The sequence below is a fragment of the uncultured Brachyspira sp. genome, from assembly GCF_944393015.1.
In the GTDB taxonomy this organism is placed as follows: domain Bacteria; phylum Spirochaetota; class Brachyspiria; order Brachyspirales; family Brachyspiraceae; genus Brachyspira.
The window spans coordinates 1-26,385 of record NZ_CALXYQ010000010.1 but is presented as its reverse complement, the minus strand read 5'-3'; the positions used below and the strand labels follow the sequence as shown (position 1 = coordinate 26,385).

Genomic DNA, 26,385 nt, shown 5'->3' with positions numbered 1-26,385 from the left:
CTAATGATTTTTTATTTTTTGCCATATATAAAAATGATATCAATGGAGTGAAAGAATTTATAAAAAAAGGAGCTGATGCTAATTATTATCTTCCTTATGCATCTGAAAGAGGTAATGTTGCTATAATGCAGGAGCTTATAAGATCAGGAGCAAAAGATTTTAATAATTCATTGAGAAGAGCTATATTTGAATATATTTATCAGGAAATTGATAATAGTGAAGCTATAATTGAATTAATAAAAAGCGGTGCTGATATTAATATGACATTAAGCATAGATGTATCAGAAACAGACAACTATTCATATTATATTCAAGTACCAATATTCTTTTATGCTATGCAAACAAAAAATTATAATATAGTTAAGGCTTTTTTAGATAAAGGTGTAAAACTTGAAGGTACTAACTCTAATGAGCAAACAGTTATAATGGCAGCAATAATAACTAATAATGCTGATATAGTAAGAGAGATATTGAAGAAGGATAAAAGTTTATTAGAGGAAGAAATTGAAGATGAGACATTGTTAACTTGGGCTATAAAGAATAATAGAGGTTTTCGTTATGATTATAATTATAGTGTAGATGTAAAAGTTATTGATGCTCTTTTAGAGGCAGGTGCTGATTATAATGCAGAAAATTCCGATGGTAAAAATGCTTTAATGGTTGCAGCCTCCGAAGGCAGAGAGGATATTATTGAAGTGTTAGAAAAATACGGAGCTTAATTGTTATATAAGTGATAAATGATTTTATTTTTAAGGATAAATTATGAAAAAACTCATAATAATTTTTTTAAGTTTATTTTTGATTATCGGATGCAGTAAAGAAAATAAAATAGAAACTTATGTAGACGGTAAAGAAAATAATGAAATAATTACTAGTTATGATGAAATGATTATATATAAATCATCTCCTTCTTTAAGATATAAAATTAAGCCTGTAGGAATTCCTATTATAGAGTCCGTAGAAACCGATAAGGATATAAGTTTACTTCCTTCAGACTTTGTCATAATTGAATCTAACTCCAATATGACAATAAAAATGAATAGTGATGAATCTATTACATCAAATTTTACATCGAATTAAAAATAGGAGAAGAAGCAATTATGTCAGTAACAATAAATAATGATGGTCTAAAAAAAAATAAATGATAAAGATTTAAAAAAAATTAATTTAAAATTAAAAATTAAATCAAATTTAAAAACAGGAGAAGAAGCAGTATCATATTTAAATACAAATATAAAAGTATACAATTTAACTTTAAGATATATATTATGGATTTTGTGTGCTTTGCCTATATCTGTTACTTCACTAATGTATTTTAGACAAAAATGTATTGAAAATAATTTTCTTTCAATTTTTGATTTTATTATTGGTGATCCAATAATAGGAATAATGAAAATTGTATTATTTGTTATTGCTATTTTTGTTATGCTTTTTGGACCAATATATTTGTTTGGGTTATTATTTGGTGTGGCTAGTTTCTAATTATTGCATTATGCTGTTTTTATAGTAAAATACTTTTCATTGTTAAGGATTTTTAATAATGAAAAAAACGGATAAAACAAATAAAAATAGTATAAAAGATAATAACAACTTTGATGAGTGTTTTAAGGAAAGCATAAAAGATAATGTAATATTCTTTCCTATAAGACACCATTCGCCAGCATGCTCATATCATTTGAAGAAAGTTTTTGAGAGTTTTAAGCCAGATGCTGTTCTTATAGAAGGGCCAAGCGATTGTAATGATTTGATGAAATATATGGTTGAAGAAGATACTAAAGCACCATTTTGTATCTATTCAAGCTATGTTGATGGGAATAATGAAAAATACAGATGTTATTATCCTTTTTTGGATTATTCGCCGGAGTTTACTGCTATAAGAGAATCATTAAAAAATAATATTCATTGCAGTTTCATAGATATGAATTATGCTTTTATGATAGAAAATTCCAAAGATGATTCAAAGTCTGAAAAAGAAAATAATAGTAATGAAGAAAATTCAGAAGATATAGATAGTAATAAAGAAAATGATAATGAAGATAAAAAAAAGAAATTAATATCAATTTATGATAATGATGATAATAAATTCAATGTTAATGCTTATACTGTAGAGCTTACAAAAAAAGCAGGACTTAGAACTTTTGCCGAACTTTGGGAGAGAGATTTCGAGATAAATGGAATACTTAAAGAAAGCAAAGATTTTATAAAAAGCGTTTATGCTTTGGGCTATTATATGCGTTTGATAGAAGATGAAGATTTTGAAACTAGAAACAGAGAATATGTAATGGCTTTAAATGTTAAAGAGGCATTAGAAAAATATAATAGAGTTTTGGTAGTTACAGGAAGTTTTCACACTAAAGGCATAATAGATAAATTAAAAGAAGATGAAAAAGATAATAAAAAATTAAATAAAGAATATAAAAATTTAAAAAAATATATAATTTCAAATACAGCCAACTATTTAATACCATATTCATTTGAAGATGCTGATGCTAGAAAAGGATACAGAGCAGGAATAGAGTTTCCGGCATTTTATAATCTAGTTTATAAAGAGCTTGAAAATTACAGCAGTAAAAATGATACTAATAATATTGGCAATATGTATTTAAATGTTGTGATGTCATTTATAATAAAGGCTTCAAATATAGATAGGAATAATCATAATGTAAGCATACCTGATTGTATTAATGCTTATTATATGGCGGTTAATCTTGCAAAATTAAGGGGCAAGCATTCTGCAGGAGTTTATGAACTTATAGACGCTGCTAAAAGTGCATTTGTCAAAGGCGATATATCTTTGGAGAATACAAGCAATCTTGATTTGATGATGAAGCTTCTTTCAGGTATGTCAAATGGTCAGGTATCATCAAAGAGTATAGTTCCTCCTGTTGTGATAGATTTTAGAAATAAATGCAAAGAATATAAAATAAAAACTGATAAAACAGAAGAAAAAGAATCTATATTAGATATAGTAAAAAATGAGAGTCATTTTGAAAAGAGCAAATTTTTTCATAAGATGAGATTTTTAGATACAGGCTTTTGTAAATTAGAAAAAGGTCCTGACTATGTAAATAAAGTTAATAAGAACCTAGCTAGAGAAATTTGGAAATATGAATACAAAACATCTGTAGAATCGGCTTTAATAGATAAATCCGTTTATGGAGTAACAATAGAAGAATTAGCATCAAATTTAATAGTTGAAAGACTTAATAACCGCATAGAAGCCAGAGAAGTTTCAAAACTTTTAATAGAAGCTAATGTTATGGGTATTTATAGCTTTTTTACTGATAATTACAATAAAATAGAAGAAACTATACTTAGCGATAATAATTTTATAAGCCTTTGCTCCTGTCTTAATAATTTATCATATTTAGCTAATATGGAAGCTATTAATAATAATTTATCAAAAGATAGAGAATCTTTATTTGATAATTATGATATAATGCCGGTTATAGAATCTTTAGCTAAACAGGTATTTATACTTGCTGTTGTTAATATGGATTCTATGAAGAATTTAAATGAAGAAGAAGCATTAAAAAATTCTCATTATATAAAAGACCTGTATTCATTTACATTAGAAAATCCTAATTATTGCGATATGGATATTTTTAATGATAAGATAGATTTAATGCTTGATAATACATTCGGAAGTTCTCATATATATGCAGTTTGCTTGGCTTTAAAATACAAATCCGGAAGATTGATGGCAGATGAATTTTCTAATATAGTATCATCTTTTATGGAGTCTTCAGATATAGAAGCCGCTTCATATTTTTTGAATGGTATACTTTTAGCGGCAAGGGATATTTTATTTATTAATGAAAATATTATAGAGAGTATAGACTATGCAATAAAAAATTTAGATGAAGATAAATTTTTAGAGGTGCTTCCTAATTTTAGATATGCTTTTTCAAATTTAAGTCCTGTAGAAATAGAACGTTTTTCAGGTATTATAGCAGACAAATATAATATTAGTAAAAACAAAATATTGATTGATGTTAATTTATCCATAGAAGAAATTCAATTAGCTTCCAAAATAGATAATGAAGTTTTTGATTTAATTAGTAAAGCTTTATGAAAAAATCATAAAAATGAACATATTAATATCAAATTTGTATTATATGTATAAAATGATTTGTTGTTTTATTATTATTTATTCATATTTCTTATTTATTGATAAAAAATATAAATAAAAGCATTGTAAATATAGTTTACGATATTTATAATTTATTTATTATAAATTTATAAAGATATCAGGGGAACTATTTTTGAATTTATTCGTCTAATAATACAAAGTTTATATAATATGCTATATAGTAACTTGATATTTTCTATTCTAAGTTTATAATATAAAAATTTATAATTATTATTAAACTTCATAATATGATAAATTGATATTAGGAGATAGCGGTGAAATTTTATGTTACTCTGGTTTTGATTTTAATATTAAGTATCTCTTTATATTCACAAGATACAAATTTAACTGATGATATAGCATCTAATGAAGCCCCAGAGGTAAAAAAAATCTCTATATCTTTAGAAGATGCTTTGATGATGGCTTTTGATACTAGTAAAACATTAAAAAAGGCAGAATATGATGTAAGAATAGCACAGGTTCAAAAAGATGCTTCTTTTTCTGATTTATTTATGCCTTCTTTGAGTATAAGCGGAGGATTGAATTTAGCTCAATCTAAAGAATATGAAATTAATAATGTTTCTACAGGTGTTTATACAAGTCCTGATACTTGGTCAGCTTCTGCTACTTTATCCAAAACATTATTTACAGGATTTAGAAACTGGAACACAGACAGAGCAAGAGATGTTAATTTGAAAATGAAAAAAGATACATATTATGATGAAAGACTCAATGTGGATCTCAATACAAAATTAAATTTTTATAGTACATTTGTGGCTCAGGAAAATTATAGAGTATATTTACAGCAGCAGCTGAATTATAGTAATAGAATGAGAGAATCATATATAAAGTATAGAAACGGACAGGTTTCAGAATATGAATATTTGAATGCTAAGGTACAATATGAAACTACAAAACCTCAAGTTATAACTTTAAGCAATCAGTATCAGAGTTTAAAATTAACGTTTATAAGACAAATAGGATTAACTAATATTGCCGATGAAGTAGATTTAGTAGGAAATATATTAGATGCTACTAATATAGCATTGCCGGATATGGCTTATGATGATTTGCTTACTGTGATAATGAATAATAATATAGAATTAAAAAATATTGCTAGTAATTTAGAGATGTTAGAGTATAATAGAAAGGTAGCAAGAAGTTATTTATGGCCTACTCTATCAGCAAATGCTAATGTTGGTATTAGTACAGTAGATAAAATAAAAATGGAGAATGGTACATTTAAGAAAAATAGGCAAGGTGAATTTAATTGGGGAGTAGGTTTTTCTCTTAATTATAGTCTTGACTCTCTTTTACCATTTTCTTCTACAGCAAAAAATGCCGAAGAAATTGAACTTAGCATAAAGCAAATGGAAGTAAGCTATGATGAGTTAAGAGATACTATAGAGATAAACAGCCGAGATTTGATTTCTACCGCAAGATCTCAGGCGGTGAATTTACAGTCGCAGGCAGAAAATGCTAGAACAGCAGCTTATGCTTTACAAATGGCTCAAAGACAATATAGAGGCGGTACAATATCCACACTTGAACTTAATGATGCCGAAATAACATATTTGAATGCACAGCTTGCATATTTACAGGCTATATATGATTATTTTTCAAGCACTTTACAAATACTAAAACTTTTGGGAGCTTAAGGAGATTATGATGAGAAGAATAAGTATTATAATATTATCAATTATTTTAATTCTATCTATTTTATCTGTTTCTTGTAAGAAATCAGCAGTAGATTTAAAGAAAAAAGAAAATCCTATAAGTGTATTAGTGGCTGCACCTATAAAACAGCCTTTAGAGGAATATCTTGATTTATCAGCTGAGATTAAAGCTATTAAAGAGGTAGAAATATCATCCGATGTTCCTGGAAAAATCGCTAATATATTAAAATATGAAGGAAGTTTTGTTAATAAAGGTGATACAATAGCATTGATAGACAGATTTGTAATAGGAGCAAATTATGCCTATGCTCCGGCAAGAACTCCTATTTCTGGTTATGTTACAACTACATATATGGCAGTAGGTGCCTCAATAGCTGCTTCTACTCCCATAGCAAATGTTGCTGATATTAGCCAATTAGAAGTAGAAATACAAGTTCCTGAACGTTCCATTACAGGAATAGAATTGGGACAAAAAGTAATTATAAGAGTTCCTTCAGCTCCTAATAAAGAAATAGAAGCTACTATTACTAAAAGAGATTATGCTGTTAATCCTTCAACACGTACTTTGATGGTAAAAGCTTTAATAGATAATAAAGAAAGACTTTTATTACCTGGAATGTTTTCCGATGTATCAATACTTTTGAATTCTGCTGATAATGTATTTGTTATACCAAACAGTGCTATGTTCAGTGATGATTTAGGTAAGAATTATATATATGTTGTTAAAGAAGATAATTCAAATAACCCTCCATCAGAGGTTAAGTCAGGAAATTCAACTAATGTTAAATACAGAGCATATACAAGAGAAGTTAATGTATTATTCACTTCTAAAGATAAAGTAGCTTTAAGCGGAGGACTTGAAGAGGGAGAAGAAGTTGTAATGTTCGGACGTGAATTCTTGAAAAACGGATCATTAGTTAATAGAATAGAAAATGACCCTACTATTTTAGAATATATCACTCCTCCTACTGCAGTTGCTTCAGCTGATACAAATATAATAAATAACAATAATAATACACAAAAAACACAGCAGTCTGCAGCAAAACCAGCAGCAAATACAAATACTACTGTAAAAAATAATACAACAACTACAAAACCAGCAGCTACAAAACCTGCTGCTACTGTAAGAAACAATACTCCTGCTGCTGCAAAGCCTAATACAGCAACTACAGTAGAAAAACCAAAACAAACTGAAACAAATACTTCTAATGATGATGATGCTATATATTCAATTGGAGGTTGATTTTTTCTTATTATGATTATAGCTAAAATTAAATAAGGAGCGATTATGAGAAGTTTTATTGAATTAATAGTAAAAAGACCTGTAGCCGTTTTTATGGGTATAGTTGCTGTTGTTATACTCGGTGCTGTTAGTCTTTCAAGGCTTCCTGTCGACTTTTTGCCTGACATGGAATTGCCTTTTATTAGTATTAGGACAACTTATGATAATGCTGGTCCTGAAGAGGTAGAAAAATCTGTTTCTAGGATAATAGAATCAGCCGTTTCTTCAGTTAACAATATTAAAGAAGTAAGTTCATCTTCAGAAGAGGAAGAATCAAGAGTTTTTATAGAATTTAACTGGGGAAGTGATTTGGCTTCTGCTACAGCCGATATCAGAGAGGCAATAGACAGAATAAGAAAATCTTTGCCTGATGATGCTGAAAGCCCTGCCGTTTATAAATTCTCCACTGATAATATTCCAGTTATGGAAATATCTTTCTATGGTACAGACAACTTATCTGCTTTATATAATTTGGTTGATAATCAGATATTAACTAGTATAGAACAGGTTGGCGGTGTTGCTATGGCTGAGATTAGAGGAGGACTTAAAACTCAGATTAAAGTTGATGTTGATATGAACAGACTTCAGGCTTATGGACTTGATATTAACTCTATAGTAAGCACATTGGCTATGGAGAATCAGAATATATCAGGCGGTGAAACTTATGAGGGAGTTTATAAATATACTTTAAGAACTACAGGTGAGTTCAAAACTGTTAATGATATAGGAAATGTTGTTGTGGCATTAAAAACAAATAGTACTCCTATAAGACTTAGAGAATTAGCTACAATTTATGAAGGTTATGATGAAGACGGCGATGTAATGAAAGTAAATGGTACTCCTGCCGTTAACGTTTCTATAAATAAAGAATCAGGTGCAAATACTGTTGCCGTTTCTGATGGTATAAAGAAAAGATTAGATTCTCTTAATTTACCTGAAGGTATAAAATATGAGGTATTATTCAATAGTGCTGATAATGTTAATAATGCTATAAAAGGGGTTCTTGATACTGCTTGGCAGGGAGGATTATTCGCTGTTATTATTCTTATGATATATTTATGGAATGTAAGAACTGTACTTATAATAGCTATATCCATTCCTATGTCTATAATTGTTACATTTACTTTGATGTACTTCTTTGGAACTACTTTGAATATTATATCACTTTCAGGACTTGTACTTGGTATTGGGATGATGGTTGATAACTCAATTGTTGTACTTGAGAATATATTCTTCTATAGGAATAATGGTTATGGTAAATATTCATCTGCTATAGACGGTACTTCTACAGTGGCACTTGCTATATCTGCTTCTACTCTTACTACAATAGCAGTATTTTTACCTTTCCTTTTCGTTGAAGGTCAAACTGGACAGATGTTCAGAGATTTATGTATTACAGTTACTGTTTCTATGACAGCTTCTTTGGCTGTTGCTTTGACAGTTGTTCCTATGCTTGGGGCAAGACTTGTAACTACTAAGAAATCTAAATTCTTATCTAAATTTGAAAATTTCTTTGATAAATATTTCCACTCTAAGGTTAATTATATATATGAGAAAGTATTAACTTTTTCTGTTCATCATAAAAACAGAGTATTAATTCCTGTTATAACTATAGTATTTGCTGTTATAATAGTAGGATTGATGTTAATAGGTAAGGAAGGATTCCCTGAATCAGATGAAGGTCAGTTAATGGCAAGTATTACTATGCCTGTAGGTACTAGAAAAGAGCAGACTGGGGCATTTGTTGATAGAATGAGAAAAGATATAGAAGATGTTATAGGAAAGGATTTAAGCAGAATACAATCAAGAGCTAGATCCGGTTCCGATGCCAATAAAGGACAGATAAGAGCAAAACTTATAGATAAATCAGCTGGAAGAACTAGAGAAACAGAAGAATATGTTGAGCTTGTAAGGAAAAAATTAGCAAGCTATCCTGCTACTATCAATGTTGACTCTGTAACTAGTATGAAAGGCGGCGGAAACAGTGATTCAAGCGGTATAGATATAGATATTGTTGGTGAAGATTTAGTTAGAGCTAGAGAATTAGCAAACAATGTAATAGCAGCATTACAAGATGTTCCTGGACTTAGAGATGTTCGTCTTAAAAAAAGTGATGCTAGTCCTGAGCTTAATGTTGTAATTAACAGAGATTTGGCTTCAAAGATGGGACTTAATATAAATACTGTTGCTAATTCTATTAAGACAAGTTTCGGAGGTACTACTGCTACAAGAATGACTCCGGATAATTCAGATGTTACTGATATTGATGTTATAGTAAGACTTAATGAAAGAGACAGAATAAATATAGAAGATGTTAAGAGAATGCTTATACCAACTCCAAGCGGTATGGTTCCTATATCAGCAGTTGCTAGTGTAGATAAAAATTTTGCTCCTACAGAGATAACAAGAAAAAATGACAGCAGAATCACTTCTATTACTGCTTCAGGTTATGGAAGACCTATGAACCAAATAATGAATGATGTACAGGCTACTATCAATCAAAAAGTTTTTGTACCTTCAGGATTTACTATAGTTTATTCAGGAGATTATGAGGACATGCAGGAAGCATTCGGACAGCTTTTACAGGCTTTATTCTTGGCTTTAGTATTAGTTTATGCTATTATGGCTAGTCAGTTTGAATCTTATATAGCTCCTTTCGTTATTGCTCTTGCTATACCTTTTGGATTTGCTGGTTCTCTTGTATTGCTTCTCATTGCAGGACAGACTTTAAGTGTATACAGCGGTATAGGTGTTATAGTTCTTATAGGTATTGTAGTTAATAATGGTATAGTACTGATAGACTATATGAATCAGCTTATGCATGAAAAGAAAATTAATGGAGATAAAGCAGCTTTGATTGCTGGCCCTAGAAGATTAAGACCGGTTTTGATGACTTCTCTTACAACTATATTAGGACTTCTTCCTATGGCTTTATCCAACGGAGAAGGTAATGAGATGTATCAGCCTTTATCATTAGCGCTTCTTGGAGGTTTGACAGTTTCTACTATGTTTACACTTGTTATAGTTCCTACTGTTTATGCGGCTATTAGAAATAGAATACCTCTTAAAGACTATGATGCTAAAGATATAGCTAGTGTTGAAACTAGTATAGATGATGCTTTGAGTACTCCAGGTAAATAATAAATAAACATAAATATAATAATAAAAGGGCTTGAGTTATAATACTTAAGTCCTTTATTTTTTGTATTTATTTTATTTGTTAAAAATACAGTTTTTATATTTTAACGCACGGTAAACAAAATTTCTAATATAAAAAAATTAAATTACAATAATACTATATTATTAATTTAGTTTTTCGTGCGGTAAGTAAAATAATAAATTTAAAAAAATCTTGGGTGGGCAGCTAAAAAATTTTAATTAGGCATTGAATAAAAATTAAATTCAAATTGAAAATTAAATCTATAAACCTAAAGGGTGGGGAGTGAAATTAAAATAAAAAAATATAATAATTTTATACATAAAAAAGGATGCATTATTTATATGCATCCTATAAACTAACTAAATTCAATAAATAAAATATTAGAATCTTATACCAAGCTGAGCACCTAAATCTACACTTGATAATTTAAAGTCATAAGTTTTACTTTCCATAAATGGTATATCGTAAGAAATATAAATACCAGCAGTTAAATTAAGCGGTAAAATAAAATCAAGAGTAACTTTTACATAAGGTATAAAAGGTTTATTAAATTCTCTGTATATAGTTTTTGTATCATACATACTAGCTTGAGCTATTCCATTTTCTCCTCTTTTATCATACATAAGTCCTGCTATAGGGAATTTGAATCCTCCTCCTACACCTATAGATATGAAAGCTAAATCTATTCTAGGCATTAAACCAAGATTGAAACTGTCAAAAGAAGCACCATATCTTCCTTTTTCTCCTTTTAATCCGAAAGCAAATACATCTTTTTGATAACCTATATCAAGACCTATTCCTAAAGCTATATTACTTATTCCGAAATAATATCCAGGTATAACATGAATACCAAATTCAAAACCAGCATCAGCTTTAGTATATTTAGCGGCATCTGTTCCAGTATATGTTCCTAAACTTACTCCGAAAGGAAATAGAACATTTACCTCAAATCCTGTTTTTGCCATCAAACTTCCGCTTAATGTAACAATTAATAAGCATGTAATTGTTATTATTTTTTTCATTTTTTATAGTCCTTTTATTTTATTGCCTTATATATTCGACAATGATAATAATATATTTATAAATAAAAATACTATGTTTATGTACTTATCAAAAAAAATGGGAATGCTTCTATATATAAGCATTCCCAAAAGATTATTTCATATTAATTAGAATCTTAAACCAACCTCTGCCCCTAAGTCAAAAGCTGAAGATTTTACATGAAGAGTAGGGTCTTTAGTTTCAACTAAAGGTATATCATAGGAGAAATAAGCTCCTAAAACTATATTATAAGGCAATAAGAAATCAACAACAGCTTTCACATAAGGCATATAAGGATTTTTAAAAGTATCTTTAAGTTTTTTATAATCATATCCTTGAGAAGTATATCCTCCATCACTTTCTCTGAAATAGCTGCTTCCTGCCAAAGGTATTTTTACTCCGGCTCCTACACCTATAGAAACAAAAGCAATATCTATTCTAGGAAGTACCCCTATCATTAAGCTGTCAAAACTTAATCCGCCTCTAGATTTTTCATCTATTGCAGATTTGAATGCAAATACATCTCTGTTATATCCTAAGTCCAAACCTAAACCAAATGATAAATATTCAAATCCAAAATAATAAGAAGGCTGAACATGAATACCAAATTCAAAACCAGCATCAGATTTTATAATAGAAGCATCATTTCCGATGAAACTGCTGAAACTTGCTCCAAGCGGAATAATAAGTCCTAAACTGAATCCTGTCTTTGCCATAAGTCCGCTGCTTAAGCTCATTACTAATATACTTGTTATTATAATTAATTTTTTCATTTTATTTTCTCCTAAAATAATTTATGTATCTATCTATATATAAAATTATAAGCATAAAAAATAAACTATATATAGTTTGTTTTTAGTTCATTTATTCTATATGCTATAATATAATTTGAATTATTTAATATATTTAAATTGTAAGAATAATCTAACTTTTTTCAAGTATTTTTTGTATATTTTTAATTTTCGACCGAATGGTTAAAATGTACAAAAGTTGTAGATATAAAATGAATATTTCTTTTTTAAGAATAGAGCTTTAATTTTTTAATTATTAGTGAAATAAAAAAGGACATTCTCTATTAAAGAAAATGCCCTAATTATTATCAATTAATTTTTATTTAATTATTTTGAAGCGGGAGTAAAATCTGTCCATTTAGCATTAACAAGTGTCATATTGATAATAAATGATATTTTTGAAGCTGTAGTATTATCTGTAGCTGTAAAACCTGCTTTTTTGAAGCTATCTAAATCAAATTCACCATTTTTGGGAGTTATGTCAATAAAAAAATCTGATTCAGTTTCTGAGATAGGCTGTGAACCTAATCCTATAGTATAAGTTATTTTTGAATTTGGTATAGCTTTTAATTTCTCTTGTATTTTTGATTCAGCTATATCAGTTGTTGTTGTATTATCATCTGGCTTAGCAGAGCCTCCATTTGCTTGAATATCAATATTATTTGCTGATATTGTTGCAGAAGATATATCACTTAAAGTTATAGTACCTTTTTCAGCTATGTTAAGACCATTTAATGCTGCTATTTCATTTTTTAAATCTTCAAAAGTTATTTTATTTGTTGTTGGTGATGTTGTGTTGTTTTTATTACAGCTTACAGCCAATGCTAAAACAAATAAAAGAGATAAAAAAATTTTTTTACTCATAATTTCCTATTAATTTTTATCATATTTTTAATATAGTAGAATATTAACAGATTATGTTTTAAAGTCAATATTTTATATATATGTTTGTAGTATAAAATATAATATTATTTAAAGTATATAAAAATATCTTATCACTTTATTTGATATATTTTATATATAAAAAAATTAAACTTTCGACTAAATTGTTAAAACATACAAAAGTTATAAAACACCATTGCAATAAATAAAAAATAGTTATATGTTTCTTTAACTAGTCATTTAAATTTTTGTTTAAAATCTAATAGTTAGATAAAAAATCTAATAAGGACTTAAAGAAATATGCAAGAAAAAATCAATGAATTAAGAAAAAGAAAAGAAAAGATAGAAGAAGGCGGCGGTAAAGAAAAAAACGAAGAACGCCATAAAAAAGGTAAATTAACAGCAAGAGAACGTATATTACAGCTTTTAGATGAAGGTACTTTCTGCGAGATTGATGCTTTTATAGAACATAGATGCAGTGATTTCGGTATGGAAAAGAATAAAGTTCCAGGCGAAGGTGTAGTTACAGGATACGGTAAGATAAACGGCAGACAAGTATGTATATATGCTCAGGACTTTACTGTTATAGGCGGTTCTTTAGGACAGATGCATGCTGCTAAGATTTGTAAGGTACAGGATATGGCTATAAAATTAGGCTGTCCTTGTATTGGTATTAATGATTCAGGCGGAGCTAGAATACAAGAAGGTATTGATTCATTAAGAGGTTATGGTGATATATTCTATAGAAATGTTCAGGCTTCAGGAGTTATACCTCAAATATGTGTTATAATGGGACCTTGTGCAGGAGGTGCTGTTTATTCTCCTGCACTGATGGACTTTATATTCATGACTGATAAAAGTTCAAACATGTTTATAACAGGACCTCAGGTAGTAAAAGCTGTAACAGGTGAACAGGTTTCTGCTGAAGAGCTTGGAGGAGCTTTTGTTCATAGTAAAACTTCAGGAGTTGCTTCTTTGATGTTCCCTGATGAAGTTTCTACATTAGAAGGTGTTAAAAAATTATTATCTTATATACCTCAGAATAATTTGGAAGATGTGCCTTTAGAAAATACAGATGATGATCCTAACAGATCAGATGAAGAATTATCAAATGTTCTTCCAGATGCTCCAAATAAACCTTATGATATAAAAGAAGTAATAAAAAGGGTTGTAGATAATGGAGAGTTTTTTGAACTTCAGCCATTATTTGCTAAAAATATAGTTATATGTTTTGCCCGTCTTGACGGAAAATCAGTTGGTATAATAGCTAATCAGCCTAATGAAATGGCTGGTGTATTAGATATTAATGCTGCAGATAAGGCTGCAAGATTCATTCGCTTCTGCGACAGCTTTAATATTCCATTGATCACATTAGTTGATACCGCAGGATATTTACCTGGTGTGGGACAGGAGCATAATGGAGTTATAAGACATGGTGCTAAACTTTTATATGCTTATTCAGAAGCTACTGCACCAAAAATCACTCTTATTATAAGAAAGTCTTACGGCGGAGCTTATATAGCTATGTGTTCTAAGCATTTAGGTGCTGATATGGTTTATGCTTGGCCTTCTGCTGAGATCGCTGTTATGGGACCGGACGGCGCTGCTAATATCATATTCAAAAAAGATATAGATAATGCTCAGGATCCTAAAAAAGTAAGAGCTGAAAAAATAGAAGAATATAAAAAAGAATTTGCTAATCCTTACAGAGCTGCTGTTAGAGGTTATGTAGATGATGTAATAGAGCCTGAATATACTAGAAGCTATTTGATTAATGCATTGCATCTTTTAGCAAGCAAGAGAGAAACTAGACTTCCTAGAAAACATGGCAATATACCTCTATAAAATTTGATTTTAAATTAAAAGGAGAATTGAATGGAACATAATGCAGCTATTACCGTATTTGGTATAATGTCTGTTTTTATAGTTGCTTTAGTTTTTTATATATTGTCTTTAGTTTTGGGAATGATTTTCAAAACTAGAAATATAAAGAAAGAAGAAGAAATTATAAAAGTAGTAGAGGAAAGTAAAACTAAAGAAGAAGATTTAATAGATGATACTGAACTTGTAGCAGTGATCACAGCTGCAATATCATCCTATACAGGTATGTCTAATAATAGATTTATTATTACATCTATTAAAGAATCTAAAACTCCTATATGGGGAATGGTAGACAGAGTAAATAAATTAAAATAATAATTAAATTATAAGACTCTATTAATTTTATTTATTAGAGTTTTTAAAGAAAGATTTTTTATATATAAATATTTTTTTGGAGAATAATATTATGACTAAGCAATATAAAATCACAGTTAATGGAAAAACTTATGATGTATCAGTAGAGGAGATAAGACCTGTAGCTTCAAATAAAACAGTATCTACTATAGTTAGTACTCCAGTAAATACGCAAAAACCTGCAGCAGCTCCAGCACCAAAACCTGCAGCAGCTCCGGCAGCTCCAATAGATGAGAATGCTATATCAGTAAAAGCAACTATGCCTGGTACTATAGTATCATTCAGTGTTGCAGTTGGAGATAAGGTACAGGAAGGTCAGGTTGTAGCTACATTAGAAGCTATGAAAATGGAAAATGAAATTACAGCTCCTGCTTCAGGTGAAGTAAAATCTATACATGTTGAAAAAGGTTCTTCAGTTGTAGAGGGTCAGGTTATATTACAAATCAAGTAATATAAAGGGGTGAATATGAATAAAGCTTTAGGTTTGGATTTTAACAATTTACTTACAGGTTTTTATCCGCCAACTGTAGCCCAAATTATAATGATGCTTTTAGGAGCATATCTTATATATATGTCTATATATTATAAGAAAAAGCCTTTGCTTCTTCTTCCTATGGGAGTTGCAATACTTGCTGCTAATATGCCTCTTCCTAAAATGACAGAAGATGTAGTAAGCGGTTTTTTGGGTTTAATGCATAGCGGTGCAGACAGCGGAGTTTATCCTGTACTTGTATTTTTTGCAGTTGGTACTATGATAGATTTAGGGCTTGTGCTTGCTGATCCTAAGAATTTCTTTATAGGTGCTAGTTCTCAGATTGGCATACTTGTAGTATTTTATATTATGAGCTCTTTGAATTTGGGAGAAGATTTATCTGCTGCTACTGCAATTATAGGTGCTGCTGACGGATCTTTGGCTATGTATATGGCTTCTTTGATCACAGAACCTAAATATTTTGCTGCTATTGTTATGTCTGCTTATCTTTATATGGAGCTTCTTCCTTTACTTCAGTCAGGACTTACAAAGGTTTTAACTACTACAAAAGAAAGAAAAATCCCTATGAATTATTTAAGACAAGTTTCAAGAGGAGAGAAAATCATATTTGCAGTTATTGCTATGGGACTTTGCGGAATATTTTTGGCAAACTCATTTCCTCTTATAGCTGCTCTTTTATTCGGAAGTATTTTAAGAGAATCAGATATTATAAAAAATTTCTCAATCAATTTGCAGAAATCTTTAACAGGAATACTTACAATGCTTATAGGTATAGCAATAGGTTCTTCCGCTTCAGCTGATTATTTTATGACATTAAATACAGTGATAATATTTGCTTTTGGTTTATTGTCATTGATATTAAGCACTACTATAGGTATAATTGCTGCTAAAGTTATTAATATATTATCAGGCGGAAAAGTTAATCCTATAATAGGTTCTGCAGGTTTAAGTGCTTTTCCTATTCCTGCTTGGGGTGCCCATGTTTACGGACAGGAGAATAGTTCATCTAACTGTCTTCTTCTTCATGCGATGGCAGTTAATATTTCAGGTATAATATCTGGTGCTATTGTTATGGGTATACTTCTTACATTCTTTCATTGATTAGAGATCATACGATTAGATAAAAAATAAATTAATAATTAAACAATGCTTAACCCTATTTATTGATTTAAATAGGGTTTTTTTTATATAAAAATCATTAGTGTTATATTTTATGTATTACACTGTCGAAAATTATAAAATTAATATATAATAATTTTAGTATAAAAAATATTTATGGAAAAAATATGGTAAAAAGATTAACGTTAAAAAACGGTACAAGAGTTATTTTAGAAAAAATGCAGATGCTTGATACCGTATCTATAGGTTTTATATTTTTAACAGGAAGTGCCAATGAGAAAAAAGAAGAAAATGGTTATACCCATTTCATAGAGCATATGCTTTTTAAAGGAACTGATAAAATTACTTCAAAAGAACTTGTTAGAAATATAGAAGGTGTAGGAGGCATGTTTAATGCTTTTACTTCAAGACATTTAACTTCATTTTATATTAACATAATATCTAAATATTTTGATAGGGCAGTTGATACTTTAGAAAATATTATGCTTCATTCTGCATTTAGAGAAGATGATATAAACAGAGAAAAAAAGGTTATTATTGAAGAGCTTAAAATGTCAAATGATACCCCTGAAGAAATATCAGCTAATCAATTTTTTGCTGCTGCCTATAAAGGTACTTCTATGAGTTTTCCTATAGGAGGAAATATTAATAATATAAAAAAGATAAGCAGAGAAAAAATTTATTCTTATTTTAAGGAGCATTTTAATTCTAATAATTTAATTATATCTATAGCCGGCAATTTTGATATTGATTATGCTGTAGATAGACTTGAAAAAATAAAATTAGAAAAAAGAACTAGAACGGTTAATGATGAGCTTCCTTTTTATTATAAAACCATCACTAAAGAAAAACAAGAAATTAATCAGGTTTATTTTTCATTAGTAACACCTTCGTATAATGCCTGCGATAATAAAAAAAGATATGCTATGAATATAGTTAATGATATATTCGGGGGAAGTTCTTATTCAAGATTATTTCAATCAATAAGAGAGAATAAAGGACTTTGTTATAATATATATAGTTATAATTCCAGCTTTATAAACGGCGGTACATTTGAGATACATGGTTCTACTAGTTTGGACAGATATGCAGAAACTATAGAAAGCATATATTATGAAATAGAAAGATTGGTTAATGAAAGGATATCAGAAGAAGAGATTGAAGAGGCAAAAGAGAGTTATAAAGGTTCTATGGCTTTCAGTAAATTCAGTGCAGAGTTTATAATGAATAAAAATGCCAGACATGAGCTGTATTCATCTAAGTATATTTCATTTAAAGAGCTTTATAATATAATAGATAAAATAGATTTGAAACTAGTTAATGAAGTAATAGATGAAAAATTGATGAATAAAAAATTCTTTTTAACATCTGTAGGAGCAAAAGGAACTAAAGATATAAGTAAGGCTTTAAGCAGTAAACTTAAATTAAACTGATGTTAATGTATTAAATGTATTATAATATTCTTTATTATCGTATGTAATTTTTTGTAAAATTGTGCTAAATATTGACTTTAAAAATATATTATGTATAATATTACTAGGAATTAATATGTTTATAAGGTTGTTTTTTAGTGTTTGGTAATTTAACTAAATCTATATCTAATGTATTCTCTAAAATACAAGGAAAAAAAGTCCTAACAGATAAGGATATAACAGATAGTTTATTAACTATAAAAGAAGCACTCTTGTCTGCTGACGTATCTTTAGAAGCTGCAGATAAGTTTCTTGAAGAAGCTACTAACAGAGCTATAGGAAAAGAAAAATTAGAAGGTGTAGAGCCTGCTAATCAATTTGTAGCCGATGTTCATGATACTTTGGTTAATATGATAGGCGAGGGTGAAAGCGGTTTAAAATTAGAGCCTGTTGAGAAAACTACTATAACTTTGCTTTTCGGACTTCAGGGTTCTGGTAAAACTACTACTTCTGCTAAATTAGCTAAGTATTATAAAGATAAAAGACGTGTTATGCTTGTAGGACTTGACGTTCATAGACCTGCCGCTATGGAACAGCTTGCCGTTTTGGCTAGAGAAGTTGGTGTTCCTTATCATATAGACACTAAAGAGAAAAAAGCATATAAAATACTTAAAAAAGCACTTTCAATTGCTAAAAAAGAGCAGTATAATATGATATTAGTGGATACTGCAGGACGCTTAGAGATAGATGAAGAAATGATGCTTGAACTAAGACGTGTTGTAAACTCTGCTAATGTTACAGAAAAATTATTGGTTGTGGATTCTACAGCAGGTCAAAGTGTTTATGATGTTGCTAAAAGTTTCCAAAACAATATTGGAATTAATGGTGTTATACTTACAAAATTCGATTCCGGAGTTAGAGGCGGTGCCGCTTTATCTCTAAAATATGCCACTGGTTCATCTGTTAAGTTTGTCGGAGTAGGTGAGCATTTAGATGATATTGATGTATTTGATGCTAAGAGAGTAGCAGGACAAATACTCGGTATGGGCGATATAGTAAAATTGGTAGAAAAAGCCCGTGCTGCTATAAGTGAAAAAGAAGCTCAGGAAATGCTTCAGAAAGTTATAGAGAATAATTTCGATTATAATGATTTCTTGAAGCAGATAGAAGCTACTGCTAAAATGGGCGGACTCAGTAAAATGACATCTATGATTCCGGGTATGGCTAATGTAGATACAGAACTTTTAATCCGTGAAGAAGAGAAATTTAAAAAGTATAAAGCTATTATACAGTCAATGACTAAAAAAGAAAGATTAGCCCTATTTCCTTTGAATAATTCAAGAAAGATGAGAATATCTAAAGGAAGCGGTCAAAGTGTTTATGATGTAAATCAGCTTATAAAGCAATTTACTATGATGAAAAACATGATGGGCAGTACTAAAAAGATGGATAAGCTCGCAAAGTCCCTAGAGGGTATGGGTATGTCTATAGATGATTTAAACAAATTAATGTAAATAAACTTGGAGGAAAAGAAAGGTGGTAAAATTAAGATTAAAACGTATAGGTCGCAAACATGAGCCTCATTATCGTATCGTAGCTGCAGATGCTCGTTTCCCACGCGATGGTCGTTTTATTGAAGAGCTAGGTTGGTTTAACCCTAAAGCTAAAGATGTATTATATAAGTTGAACATAGAAGGCTTAAAAAAATGGCTTTCTAATGGTGCACAGCCAACTTATGTAGTAAAAAGCATTCTTGTAAAAGAAGGCTTAATGGAAAAAGATAAAGGTGCTCCTCTTGAAAGAAAGAAAAAAAGAGCATTGAAAAATCCTGAAAAAAGGCGCAAACATCGTAAACAAGCTAAGCCTGAATCTGCTGAGGAGAAGAGCGAAGCTTAATTTACGTCTTATAATATATAAAGGAGTGTGCTATGACGGAAGAAAAAGAGCTTATTGAGTATTTGGCTAAAAAATTAGTGGATGAGCCCGATGGTGTTAGTGTTAAGGTTATTGAAGGTGAGAAGAGTACGATTCTGGAATTGAAAGTGAACCAAAGCGACATAGGTAAAATTATAGGTAAAAGAGGTCGTATTGCCCATGCATTACGTACTATTCTTTTTGCAGCTTCCATGAAAAGTGGTAAACGTGTAATGCTTGAGATTATTGACAATTGATTTTTTTTTACAGCAAAATCACAGGTTTACATGGTTTAAAAGGAGAGGTAGAAATTGCTTTTTCTGATAAGAGTTATTTTACCTCTCTTCCTGTTTTAACTAACAATACGCCTGTTATCATCAACAATCAAACATTTACTCTATTAAATGTCAAAAAGAAGAACAAATCTTTTGTGTTCCAATTAAAAGATATAAATACTATAGAACTTGCTCAAAAGTTAATAGGGCTTGACATATTTATAGATTCTTCATATTTGCCTCAATTAGATGATGATACTTTCTATGAGGCCGAATTAATAGGCTACAAAATCATAGATACTGATAATAATATTTATGGTGAGATAATTGATGTATACAGCCTTCCTTCTAATTATGTATTTGAAATTAAATTAAAAGAAAATAATAATATAGTTTCAATACCTTTCGTTAAAGCATATTTCGGAGATTCTGATAAAATCAATAAAACTATATGCATAATACAGAAACCTATATTTGATGATGATTAATATTGTTTAATTAGATATAGTTTTTAATATCATTATAATTTTTTACTTTTTTCATATTATAAAAGTTATTAGATTGAATAAAAATCAATGATAAAAAATAAATAAAAGGATGGAAAATGAAAAAAATTATAACAACATTTATTATTTCTTTAGCTGCTTTATTATTTATATCATGCTCAGGAAAAAATAATTCCAATGCAGCAGCAGATACAAACAGTATGGATCATTCAGCTCATTCTATGCATCAAGGAGGAGGTTCTGAGATTATAGATTTAATGCATCAGCCTATGATGGAGCAGGATTTTCAAAAAACTGCTAATATAGATGCTGATTTTTTATTTAATATGATTCCTCATCATAAAGGTGCTATTCTTTCTTCTCAAAAATTATTAGAAACTACTAAAAATGAAAAGTTAATAGAGTTAGCTAATAATATAATAACAGAACAGAATAAAGAAGTTACAGAATTTGATGCATTGATTAAAGAATTAAATGCTAAAAATACAGATTACAGCGGTATAGATACTGAAGCTATAGGAAATGAAATGCAGATCATTATGGACAATATGATGTCTGATATGTCTGCTATTGAAATGACAGGAAATAATGATATAGATTTTCTTAAAGGCATGATACCTCATCATCAGGCAGCTATTGATGTTTCTAAAAAGATATTAGAATATACTAAAGATGATAAAATAAAAGAGATAGCAAACAGAATAATAAAAGCACAGGAAAAAGAAATAGAAGATATGAATAATATGATTAATTCTATGAGTTAAAATTTATAAAATTTGATAAAAGAGCTGGAATTAAAAATTCCGGCTCTTTTTGTATATATTGAATAATTGACAAATTTATTTATTTTAGTATAATCTATATACTTAAATATTATGGTAATGTATTATGGCTAGTAAAAAGGATAAAAAATCAGGCAGCAATACTATTTCTTCTGGTGAAATAGTAAAAAATAAAAAGGCTCTCTTTAATTATGAGCTTGTAGAGAAATTTGAGGCAGGTATCGTTTTGCTTGGTACAGAAGTAAAATCTCTTAGAGAGAGAAGTGTTAATATGTCTGATAGTTATGCCTCTTTCAAAAAGGGTGAGCTTTTTATAGTTAATATGCATATATCTCCTTATCATTTCGGAAACAGAAATAATCATGAACCTTTAAGAGAAAGAAAACTTTTAATGAAGAAAAGGGAATTAAGAAGATTATACGGAAAAATTAAAGAACAAGGTCTTACTTTAATCCCTGTTAAATTATATTTTTCTAGAGGAAAAGTTAAAGTAGAATTAGCTTTGGCAAAAGGTAAGAAGCTTCATGATAAAAGAGAAACTCTAAAAAGAAAGACTTTAGATAGAGAAATGGAAAGATATATAAAAAGATAAAGTAATTTTATTCATAAGATAAAGCGTTTCTTATATAAAATTCTATTTTAGCAATATTGTCTGATACTTCTTTTATATTTGTTTTTTTATCTTCATCTGTTTTATATTTTTTTAATGAATCTATAAATTCCATTAATAAATTTTTTATATTTTCCATAGACATTTTTTCAAACCTTTTTGCTAAAACTTCTATTTTGTCTATAGTGCTGTAATCTATATTGTTTACGCCGCTAAAAACTATATCGGATAAAAGCAGTTCTAAGTCTCTTAATAAATTAAAAACCATATATTACCTATTATTATCTTTTATTTTCAATAAATTAAGTCTGTATAGGAAAGGAATATTTTTTTTTACTTTTACGATATAGAATATAGAAGATACAAATATTCCAATTAAAGCTGTTATTAAAGATGTATCACTCATAACAAATACAGTTTGATATAATATTAATACACATATAGGTATATATATTCCTCCTGCTAATGCAGTGAATATTAAAAAGAAAAAGAACACAAATACAGGATTTCCCATAACAGCATTATTGACTATATATTCTGTAGCAATATGAGTGGAAAATGTTTCAAGATAAAGGTATATTGTAGAAATACAAGCTAGTATAAAAAAGGCTATAGCATATATTTTTTCTCTTTTCATTAAGAAGCCGGCTATAAAGAATGCTATAAGTATAACAGAGAATATATAACTATCTAAAAGCAGAAAACAAGCTACTATTAATAGCTCTGTCAATATTATGAATATCATAAGAGCAAAATTCTTTTTTATAGATGCAAATCCAAAGAAAGTATATATGATGATTTTAGATTTACTATTTCTATATTCTTCATATATATGTTTAAAGTAGCTTATAAATATTAATGCTATAGATACTAAAAATAAAGACGGAAATAAAGTTGATGTTATTAATACAGAGCTTTTAATATTTACATCATCGCTATCTCCAATTAATAGTTTTGAAGATATTCGATTTTCTTTTTTTTCTTCTATATTTACATAGGCATATTCTTCATAAGATATATTTGTATTTCCGGTAGACCCAACATAAAGTATATGCATAAGCACAACGCCGTTTCCAGGATTTTTTAAATTTAATTTAGCCTTTGCTATTCCGTTTTCATCTGTAGGAACTACGTATATATTGGTATACATATTAGTTGATTCATTAGTATTTACTGCAGCTTCTTCATTTTCATCAATTTCTTTTAAAAGTATTTCTTCTTTTTGATTTTCATCTATTTCAAAATCAAACATATCAGGATGTAATGATGTGAATCTTACCAATCTATTAACAAGAGGAAAGCCTCTTCTTTCAAGCATTATAGATATTTCATTTTGAGTATTTGTAGTATCTGATTCATTAGTTTCATCTGTTTCTTTATATATAGTAAAATTATTTTCTTTTTCGTAAGTGAATTTATATTCAGGATCTTTGTTAGTGGTATTATCTTGAGCATACACTATATTTAATATTGCAAGAAATATTATGAAATATTTTAGCATTTATAAAAATCTCCTGATTAAAGAAATGAAATTAATGATTTAATTATCGAATAAATTAATAAAATTAAATAATATAATTTGTTATATTATTTAACCTTATTAATTCTTTATGATACGAAAAAGTTTTATTAACAATAATATAAACTGCCAAAAACCCTAATTAGTAAAAAAGAACACCATCTTTTTTTTTAAAGATTAGTGTTCTTTTTATTTTTTATTTGTATAGCTATTAATTATTTTATAAGAGCAACTATCTCTTCATTTTTTACTATTAAATATTCAGTATCGCCTTCTTTTATTTGAATACCAGCATATTTATCATATATAACTATATCGCCTTTTTTTACTTTTATATCTTCGCTGTCTCCTACTTCTATAACTTCTGCTTTCTGAGTTTTTTCTTTAGCTGTATCTGGGAGAAGTATTCCGCTTGAAGTTTTTTCTTCTTGTTCTAATACTTTTAAAAGAACTCTATCTGCTAATGGTTTAATAGATGACATATTTTATATCTCCTTAAAATGTATTTATTTCGATAATTTTTTTTAATAATTTTTGCTATATTCTATAATAAAAAATGTTAAAAGTCAATAACTGATTAAATAGTAATATTCCTTAATATTCTATGAGAACATGAACCGGATATTTCTCTATTTCTTTTCTTCCGTTTAATTCTTTTAATTCTATTAAGAAAGAAGAGCCTACAACTATACCCTCTAATTTTTCAACCATTTTGATCATAGCAAGTGCAGTTCCGCCTGTAGCAATTAGGTCATCTACTATCAAAACTCTATCGCCTTTTTTAAGTGCATCTTCATGCATATATAAAGTATCTGTGCCGTATTCTAGAGCATATTCTTCTGAAATAGTCTTGTAAGGAAGTTTTCCTTTTTTTCTTACAGGAATAAATCCGCAGTTTAGTTTATAAGCTAATGCTGAACCTACTAAAAAACCTCTGCTTTCTGCTCCAACTATATAATCTATTTTTTCGCTGCTTATTTGCTCAGCCATTTTATCTATTGCATATTTGAAAGCATCTTTATTTTGAAGTAATGTAGTGATATCTCTAAAAAGTATGCCTTGTTTAGGATAATCTTGAATATTTCTTATATAGTCTTTTAACTCCATATAACACCTCGTTTTATTTAAAAATAATTATGTAAACAATTACACAGCTTTTTATTATAATACTTTTATGAAAAAAATCAATTAAAAAATACTGCTTTTAATAAACTAATTATGAATTACTATATTGGTATAGATTTAGGAACTTCATCTGTAAAAACTTTAATAATGACATCAAATATAGAAATGGCAGTATTATCTCAAAAGGATTATGATTTTGATATGTTTTTAGTATTAACTTAAATCATATAGATATCATATTTTAATTGCTGTTATAGAGTTGTATATTCTTTAAAAGACTGCTTTATGATTTTGACTGATGATTTTAATATTAAATGCAATAATTAATAGATTCTGGTGGAGGTTCTTATAGTGATGTATGGCTTCGATTTAGACTGATATTTTAAATAGGGAGATTTATATTTCAAAGATTAAGAAGCAGGCGCATTAGGGGCAGCTATAACTTCGGCTGTTTCTGATAAAGAGTATTCAAGCTATGAAGATGCTGTAAAAAATATTATAACTTACAATGACAAGCCTATAACTCAATTAATGAGAATGTGAAAATTGACTTTGAATATTATCAAGTATTTAAAGAATGCTATAAAAGAAATTTTGAATTGATGAGTAAATTAAAAAATATGGCTTATTAGGTTATATTACGCACGCAGAGAAGATTATAAACATAATAGGATTATATTATAAAATTAATCCCAATTTATAAAAAAGTTAATCGTGCGTTAATAGGCACAAAAAATTTAATTAACATCTAGGGTGGGTGTTAAAATAACAGTTAAAAGTAAAAAAGAAAAATAATACAAAAATTACTTATTATTGTAAAAAGCCTAGAGGGTGGGCAAGTGTAAGTAAAATTCAAAAATTATTTTTTATTTCATTTATAATTTTTAGCTTAATAATAAAATAAATGTTTTAATATGAATTTGTAAAAATAATATGTTGCGTATCGATGGAATTCCATATCTAATGCTGATAGAATTTTTAATTAAGTCCCATTGCTATATGTTCTTTTGCAGCTTTTACGAAGTCCGAGAAAAGTTGATATAAAATAATATAATTTTTGAACTATATTTAAAAACCCCGCCCTTTATTTCTTTTTATCTAATTTAGAATTTTTAACTTTCATTATCTTTATAGTTTATTTATAAATTTTAGCACCCGCCCAAGTTTAAATTAAATTTAAAATGTATTTAACGCACGATAAAATGAATTTTAAATATGAATTTAATTATAAATATAACTTTAATTATATATAAAAATTCGCTTACCGTGCGTCTTGGAAATAAATAAAACTACTCTAAATACGCATTAAAAAATCTATATAAACCTTGAGAATCATATTCTACATTTTTTAATTTAGGAGATACTAAAAGTGCCTCAGAATAAAAATATATCGGTACTATAGCATTGTCATTCATAAAAACATTCTCTGCT

The 26,385-nt window shown here is 28.5% G+C and carries 24 protein-coding genes and 1 pseudogene; 18 read left to right on the top strand and 7 right to left on the bottom strand.

Going from position 1 to position 26,385, the window contains the following annotated elements; translation table 11 throughout:
• Positions 1 to 125: 125 nt before the first annotated feature.
• The 6 genes from Q0K19_RS15400 (at position 126) to Q0K19_RS05305 (ending at position 10,231) form a co-directional block, all read left to right on the top strand.
• Positions 126 to 719: an ankyrin repeat domain-containing protein gene (locus Q0K19_RS15400; RefSeq protein WP_367172138.1), complete on the top strand. Its 594-nt coding sequence runs from the start codon at positions 126 to 128 to the stop codon at positions 717 to 719.
• Positions 720 to 762: 43 nt separating this feature from the next.
• Entirely contained in the window at positions 763 to 1,080 is a 318-nt protein-coding gene (locus Q0K19_RS05325; RefSeq protein WP_297246064.1) for a hypothetical protein, read from the top strand.
• Positions 1,081 to 1,540: 460 nt separating this feature from the next.
• On the top strand, positions 1,541 to 4,075 hold the full coding sequence (locus Q0K19_RS05320) for a DUF5682 family protein (RefSeq protein WP_297246062.1): 2,535 nt from the start codon (positions 1,541 to 1,543) through the stop codon (positions 4,073 to 4,075).
• A 332-nt stretch (positions 4,076 to 4,407) separates the two neighbouring features.
• On the top strand, positions 4,408 to 5,790 hold the full coding sequence (locus tag Q0K19_RS05315; protein ID WP_297246060.1) for a TolC family protein: 1,383 nt from the start codon (positions 4,408 to 4,410) through the stop codon (positions 5,788 to 5,790).
• 7 nt (positions 5,791 to 5,797) lie between these two features.
• Positions 5,798 to 7,051, top strand: a complete 1,254-nt coding sequence (locus tag Q0K19_RS05310; RefSeq protein ID WP_297246058.1) for an efflux RND transporter periplasmic adaptor subunit — start codon at positions 5,798 to 5,800, stop codon at positions 7,049 to 7,051.
• Positions 7,052 to 7,096: 45 nt separating this feature from the next.
• A complete protein-coding gene (locus tag Q0K19_RS05305; RefSeq protein WP_297246056.1) occupies positions 7,097 to 10,231 on the top strand; it encodes an efflux RND transporter permease subunit in 3,135 nt (1,044 codons plus the stop codon).
• Between the two features lie 399 nt (positions 10,232 to 10,630).
• Here Q0K19_RS05305 and Q0K19_RS05300 read toward each other — a convergent pair whose 3' ends face one another.
• The 3 genes from Q0K19_RS05300 to Q0K19_RS05290 all read right to left on the bottom strand — a co-directional run bounded on the left by Q0K19_RS05300 (position 10,631) and on the right by Q0K19_RS05290 (position 12,946).
• Positions 10,631 to 11,272: a hypothetical protein gene (locus Q0K19_RS05300; RefSeq protein WP_297246054.1), complete on the bottom strand. Its 642-nt coding sequence runs from the start codon at positions 11,270 to 11,272 to the stop codon at positions 10,631 to 10,633.
• Between the two features lie 147 nt (positions 11,273 to 11,419).
• Positions 11,420 to 12,064 (bottom strand): hypothetical protein, encoded by a 645-nt coding sequence (locus tag Q0K19_RS05295; protein WP_297246052.1) that lies wholly within the window; start codon positions 12,062 to 12,064, stop codon positions 11,420 to 11,422.
• A gap of 345 nt (positions 12,065 to 12,409) precedes the next feature.
• Positions 12,410 to 12,946: a hypothetical protein gene (locus Q0K19_RS05290; protein ID WP_297246050.1), complete on the bottom strand. Its 537-nt coding sequence runs from the start codon at positions 12,944 to 12,946 to the stop codon at positions 12,410 to 12,412.
• 318 nt (positions 12,947 to 13,264) lie between these two features.
• On the opposite strand from Q0K19_RS05290, the gene Q0K19_RS05285 reads away from it, so the two are divergent.
• From Q0K19_RS05285 to smpB, 11 genes and pseudogenes are all read left to right on the top strand, one after another.
• On the top strand, positions 13,265 to 14,809 hold the full coding sequence (locus tag Q0K19_RS05285) for an acyl-CoA carboxylase subunit beta (protein WP_297246049.1): 1,545 nt from the start codon (positions 13,265 to 13,267) through the stop codon (positions 14,807 to 14,809).
• A 30-nt stretch (positions 14,810 to 14,839) separates the two neighbouring features.
• Complete coding sequence (locus Q0K19_RS05280) at positions 14,840 to 15,160, top strand: OadG family protein (protein ID WP_297246048.1); 321 nt, start codon at positions 14,840 to 14,842, stop codon at positions 15,158 to 15,160.
• Positions 15,161 to 15,251: 91 nt separating this feature from the next.
• Entirely contained in the window at positions 15,252 to 15,650 is a 399-nt protein-coding gene (locus Q0K19_RS05275; RefSeq protein WP_297246046.1) for a biotin/lipoyl-containing protein, read from the top strand.
• 15 nt (positions 15,651 to 15,665) lie between these two features.
• A complete protein-coding gene (locus tag Q0K19_RS05270) occupies positions 15,666 to 16,793 on the top strand; it encodes a sodium ion-translocating decarboxylase subunit beta (protein ID WP_297246044.1) in 1,128 nt (375 codons plus the stop codon).
• 185 nt (positions 16,794 to 16,978) lie between these two features.
• Positions 16,979 to 18,244: a pitrilysin family protein gene (locus Q0K19_RS05265; protein ID WP_297246042.1), complete on the top strand. Its 1,266-nt coding sequence runs from the start codon at positions 16,979 to 16,981 to the stop codon at positions 18,242 to 18,244.
• Between the two features lie 137 nt (positions 18,245 to 18,381).
• Positions 18,382 to 19,737 (top strand): signal recognition particle protein, encoded by a 1,356-nt coding sequence (locus Q0K19_RS05260; RefSeq protein WP_047113031.1) that lies wholly within the window; start codon positions 18,382 to 18,384, stop codon positions 19,735 to 19,737.
• Between the two features lie 22 nt (positions 19,738 to 19,759).
• A pseudogene (gene rpsP, locus Q0K19_RS05255) lies at positions 19,760 to 20,002 on the top strand (30S ribosomal protein S16); the annotation flags it as partial.
• Positions 20,003 to 20,151: 149 nt separating this feature from the next.
• Positions 20,152 to 20,394: a KH domain-containing protein gene (locus Q0K19_RS05250; protein WP_014489041.1), complete on the top strand. Its 243-nt coding sequence runs from the start codon at positions 20,152 to 20,154 to the stop codon at positions 20,392 to 20,394.
• The gene (gene rimM, locus Q0K19_RS05245; RefSeq protein ID WP_297246035.1) at positions 20,391 to 20,900 is read left to right on the top strand and encodes a ribosome maturation factor RimM; all 510 of its coding nucleotides are present in this window, start codon (positions 20,391 to 20,393) and stop codon (positions 20,898 to 20,900) included. Before Q0K19_RS05250 ends, rimM begins: the two co-directional genes overlap by 4 nt.
• A gap of 116 nt (positions 20,901 to 21,016) precedes the next feature.
• Positions 21,017 to 21,682, top strand: coding sequence for a DUF305 domain-containing protein (locus tag Q0K19_RS05240; protein WP_297246033.1), 666 nt, complete (start codon positions 21,017 to 21,019; stop codon positions 21,680 to 21,682).
• A gap of 124 nt (positions 21,683 to 21,806) precedes the next feature.
• Positions 21,807 to 22,292, top strand: a complete 486-nt coding sequence (smpB, locus tag Q0K19_RS05235) for an SsrA-binding protein SmpB (RefSeq protein WP_012671549.1) — start codon at positions 21,807 to 21,809, stop codon at positions 22,290 to 22,292.
• A gap of 7 nt (positions 22,293 to 22,299) precedes the next feature.
• Here the strand turns inward: smpB and Q0K19_RS05230 are convergent, their stop codons facing one another.
• The 4 genes from Q0K19_RS05230 to Q0K19_RS05215 all read right to left on the bottom strand — a co-directional run bounded on the left by Q0K19_RS05230 (position 22,300) and on the right by Q0K19_RS05215 (position 24,936).
• Positions 22,300 to 22,578, bottom strand: a complete 279-nt coding sequence (locus tag Q0K19_RS05230; RefSeq protein ID WP_297246030.1) for a hypothetical protein — start codon at positions 22,576 to 22,578, stop codon at positions 22,300 to 22,302.
• Positions 22,579 to 22,581: 3 nt separating this feature from the next.
• The gene (locus tag Q0K19_RS05225; protein WP_297246028.1) at positions 22,582 to 23,811 is read right to left on the bottom strand and encodes a hypothetical protein; all 1,230 of its coding nucleotides are present in this window, start codon (positions 23,809 to 23,811) and stop codon (positions 22,582 to 22,584) included.
• A 233-nt stretch (positions 23,812 to 24,044) separates the two neighbouring features.
• Positions 24,045 to 24,311, bottom strand: a complete 267-nt coding sequence (groES, locus tag Q0K19_RS05220; protein ID WP_008722116.1) for a co-chaperone GroES — start codon at positions 24,309 to 24,311, stop codon at positions 24,045 to 24,047.
• A gap of 112 nt (positions 24,312 to 24,423) precedes the next feature.
• On the bottom strand, positions 24,424 to 24,936 hold the full coding sequence (locus Q0K19_RS05215) for an adenine phosphoribosyltransferase (protein ID WP_297246025.1): 513 nt from the start codon (positions 24,934 to 24,936) through the stop codon (positions 24,424 to 24,426).
• 111 nt (positions 24,937 to 25,047) lie between these two features.
• Between Q0K19_RS05215 and Q0K19_RS05210 the strand changes: the two genes are divergently transcribed.
• Positions 25,048 to 25,176: a hypothetical protein gene (locus Q0K19_RS05210; RefSeq protein WP_297246023.1), complete on the top strand. Its 129-nt coding sequence runs from the start codon at positions 25,048 to 25,050 to the stop codon at positions 25,174 to 25,176.
• Positions 25,177 to 26,385: the final 1,209 nt, after the last annotated feature.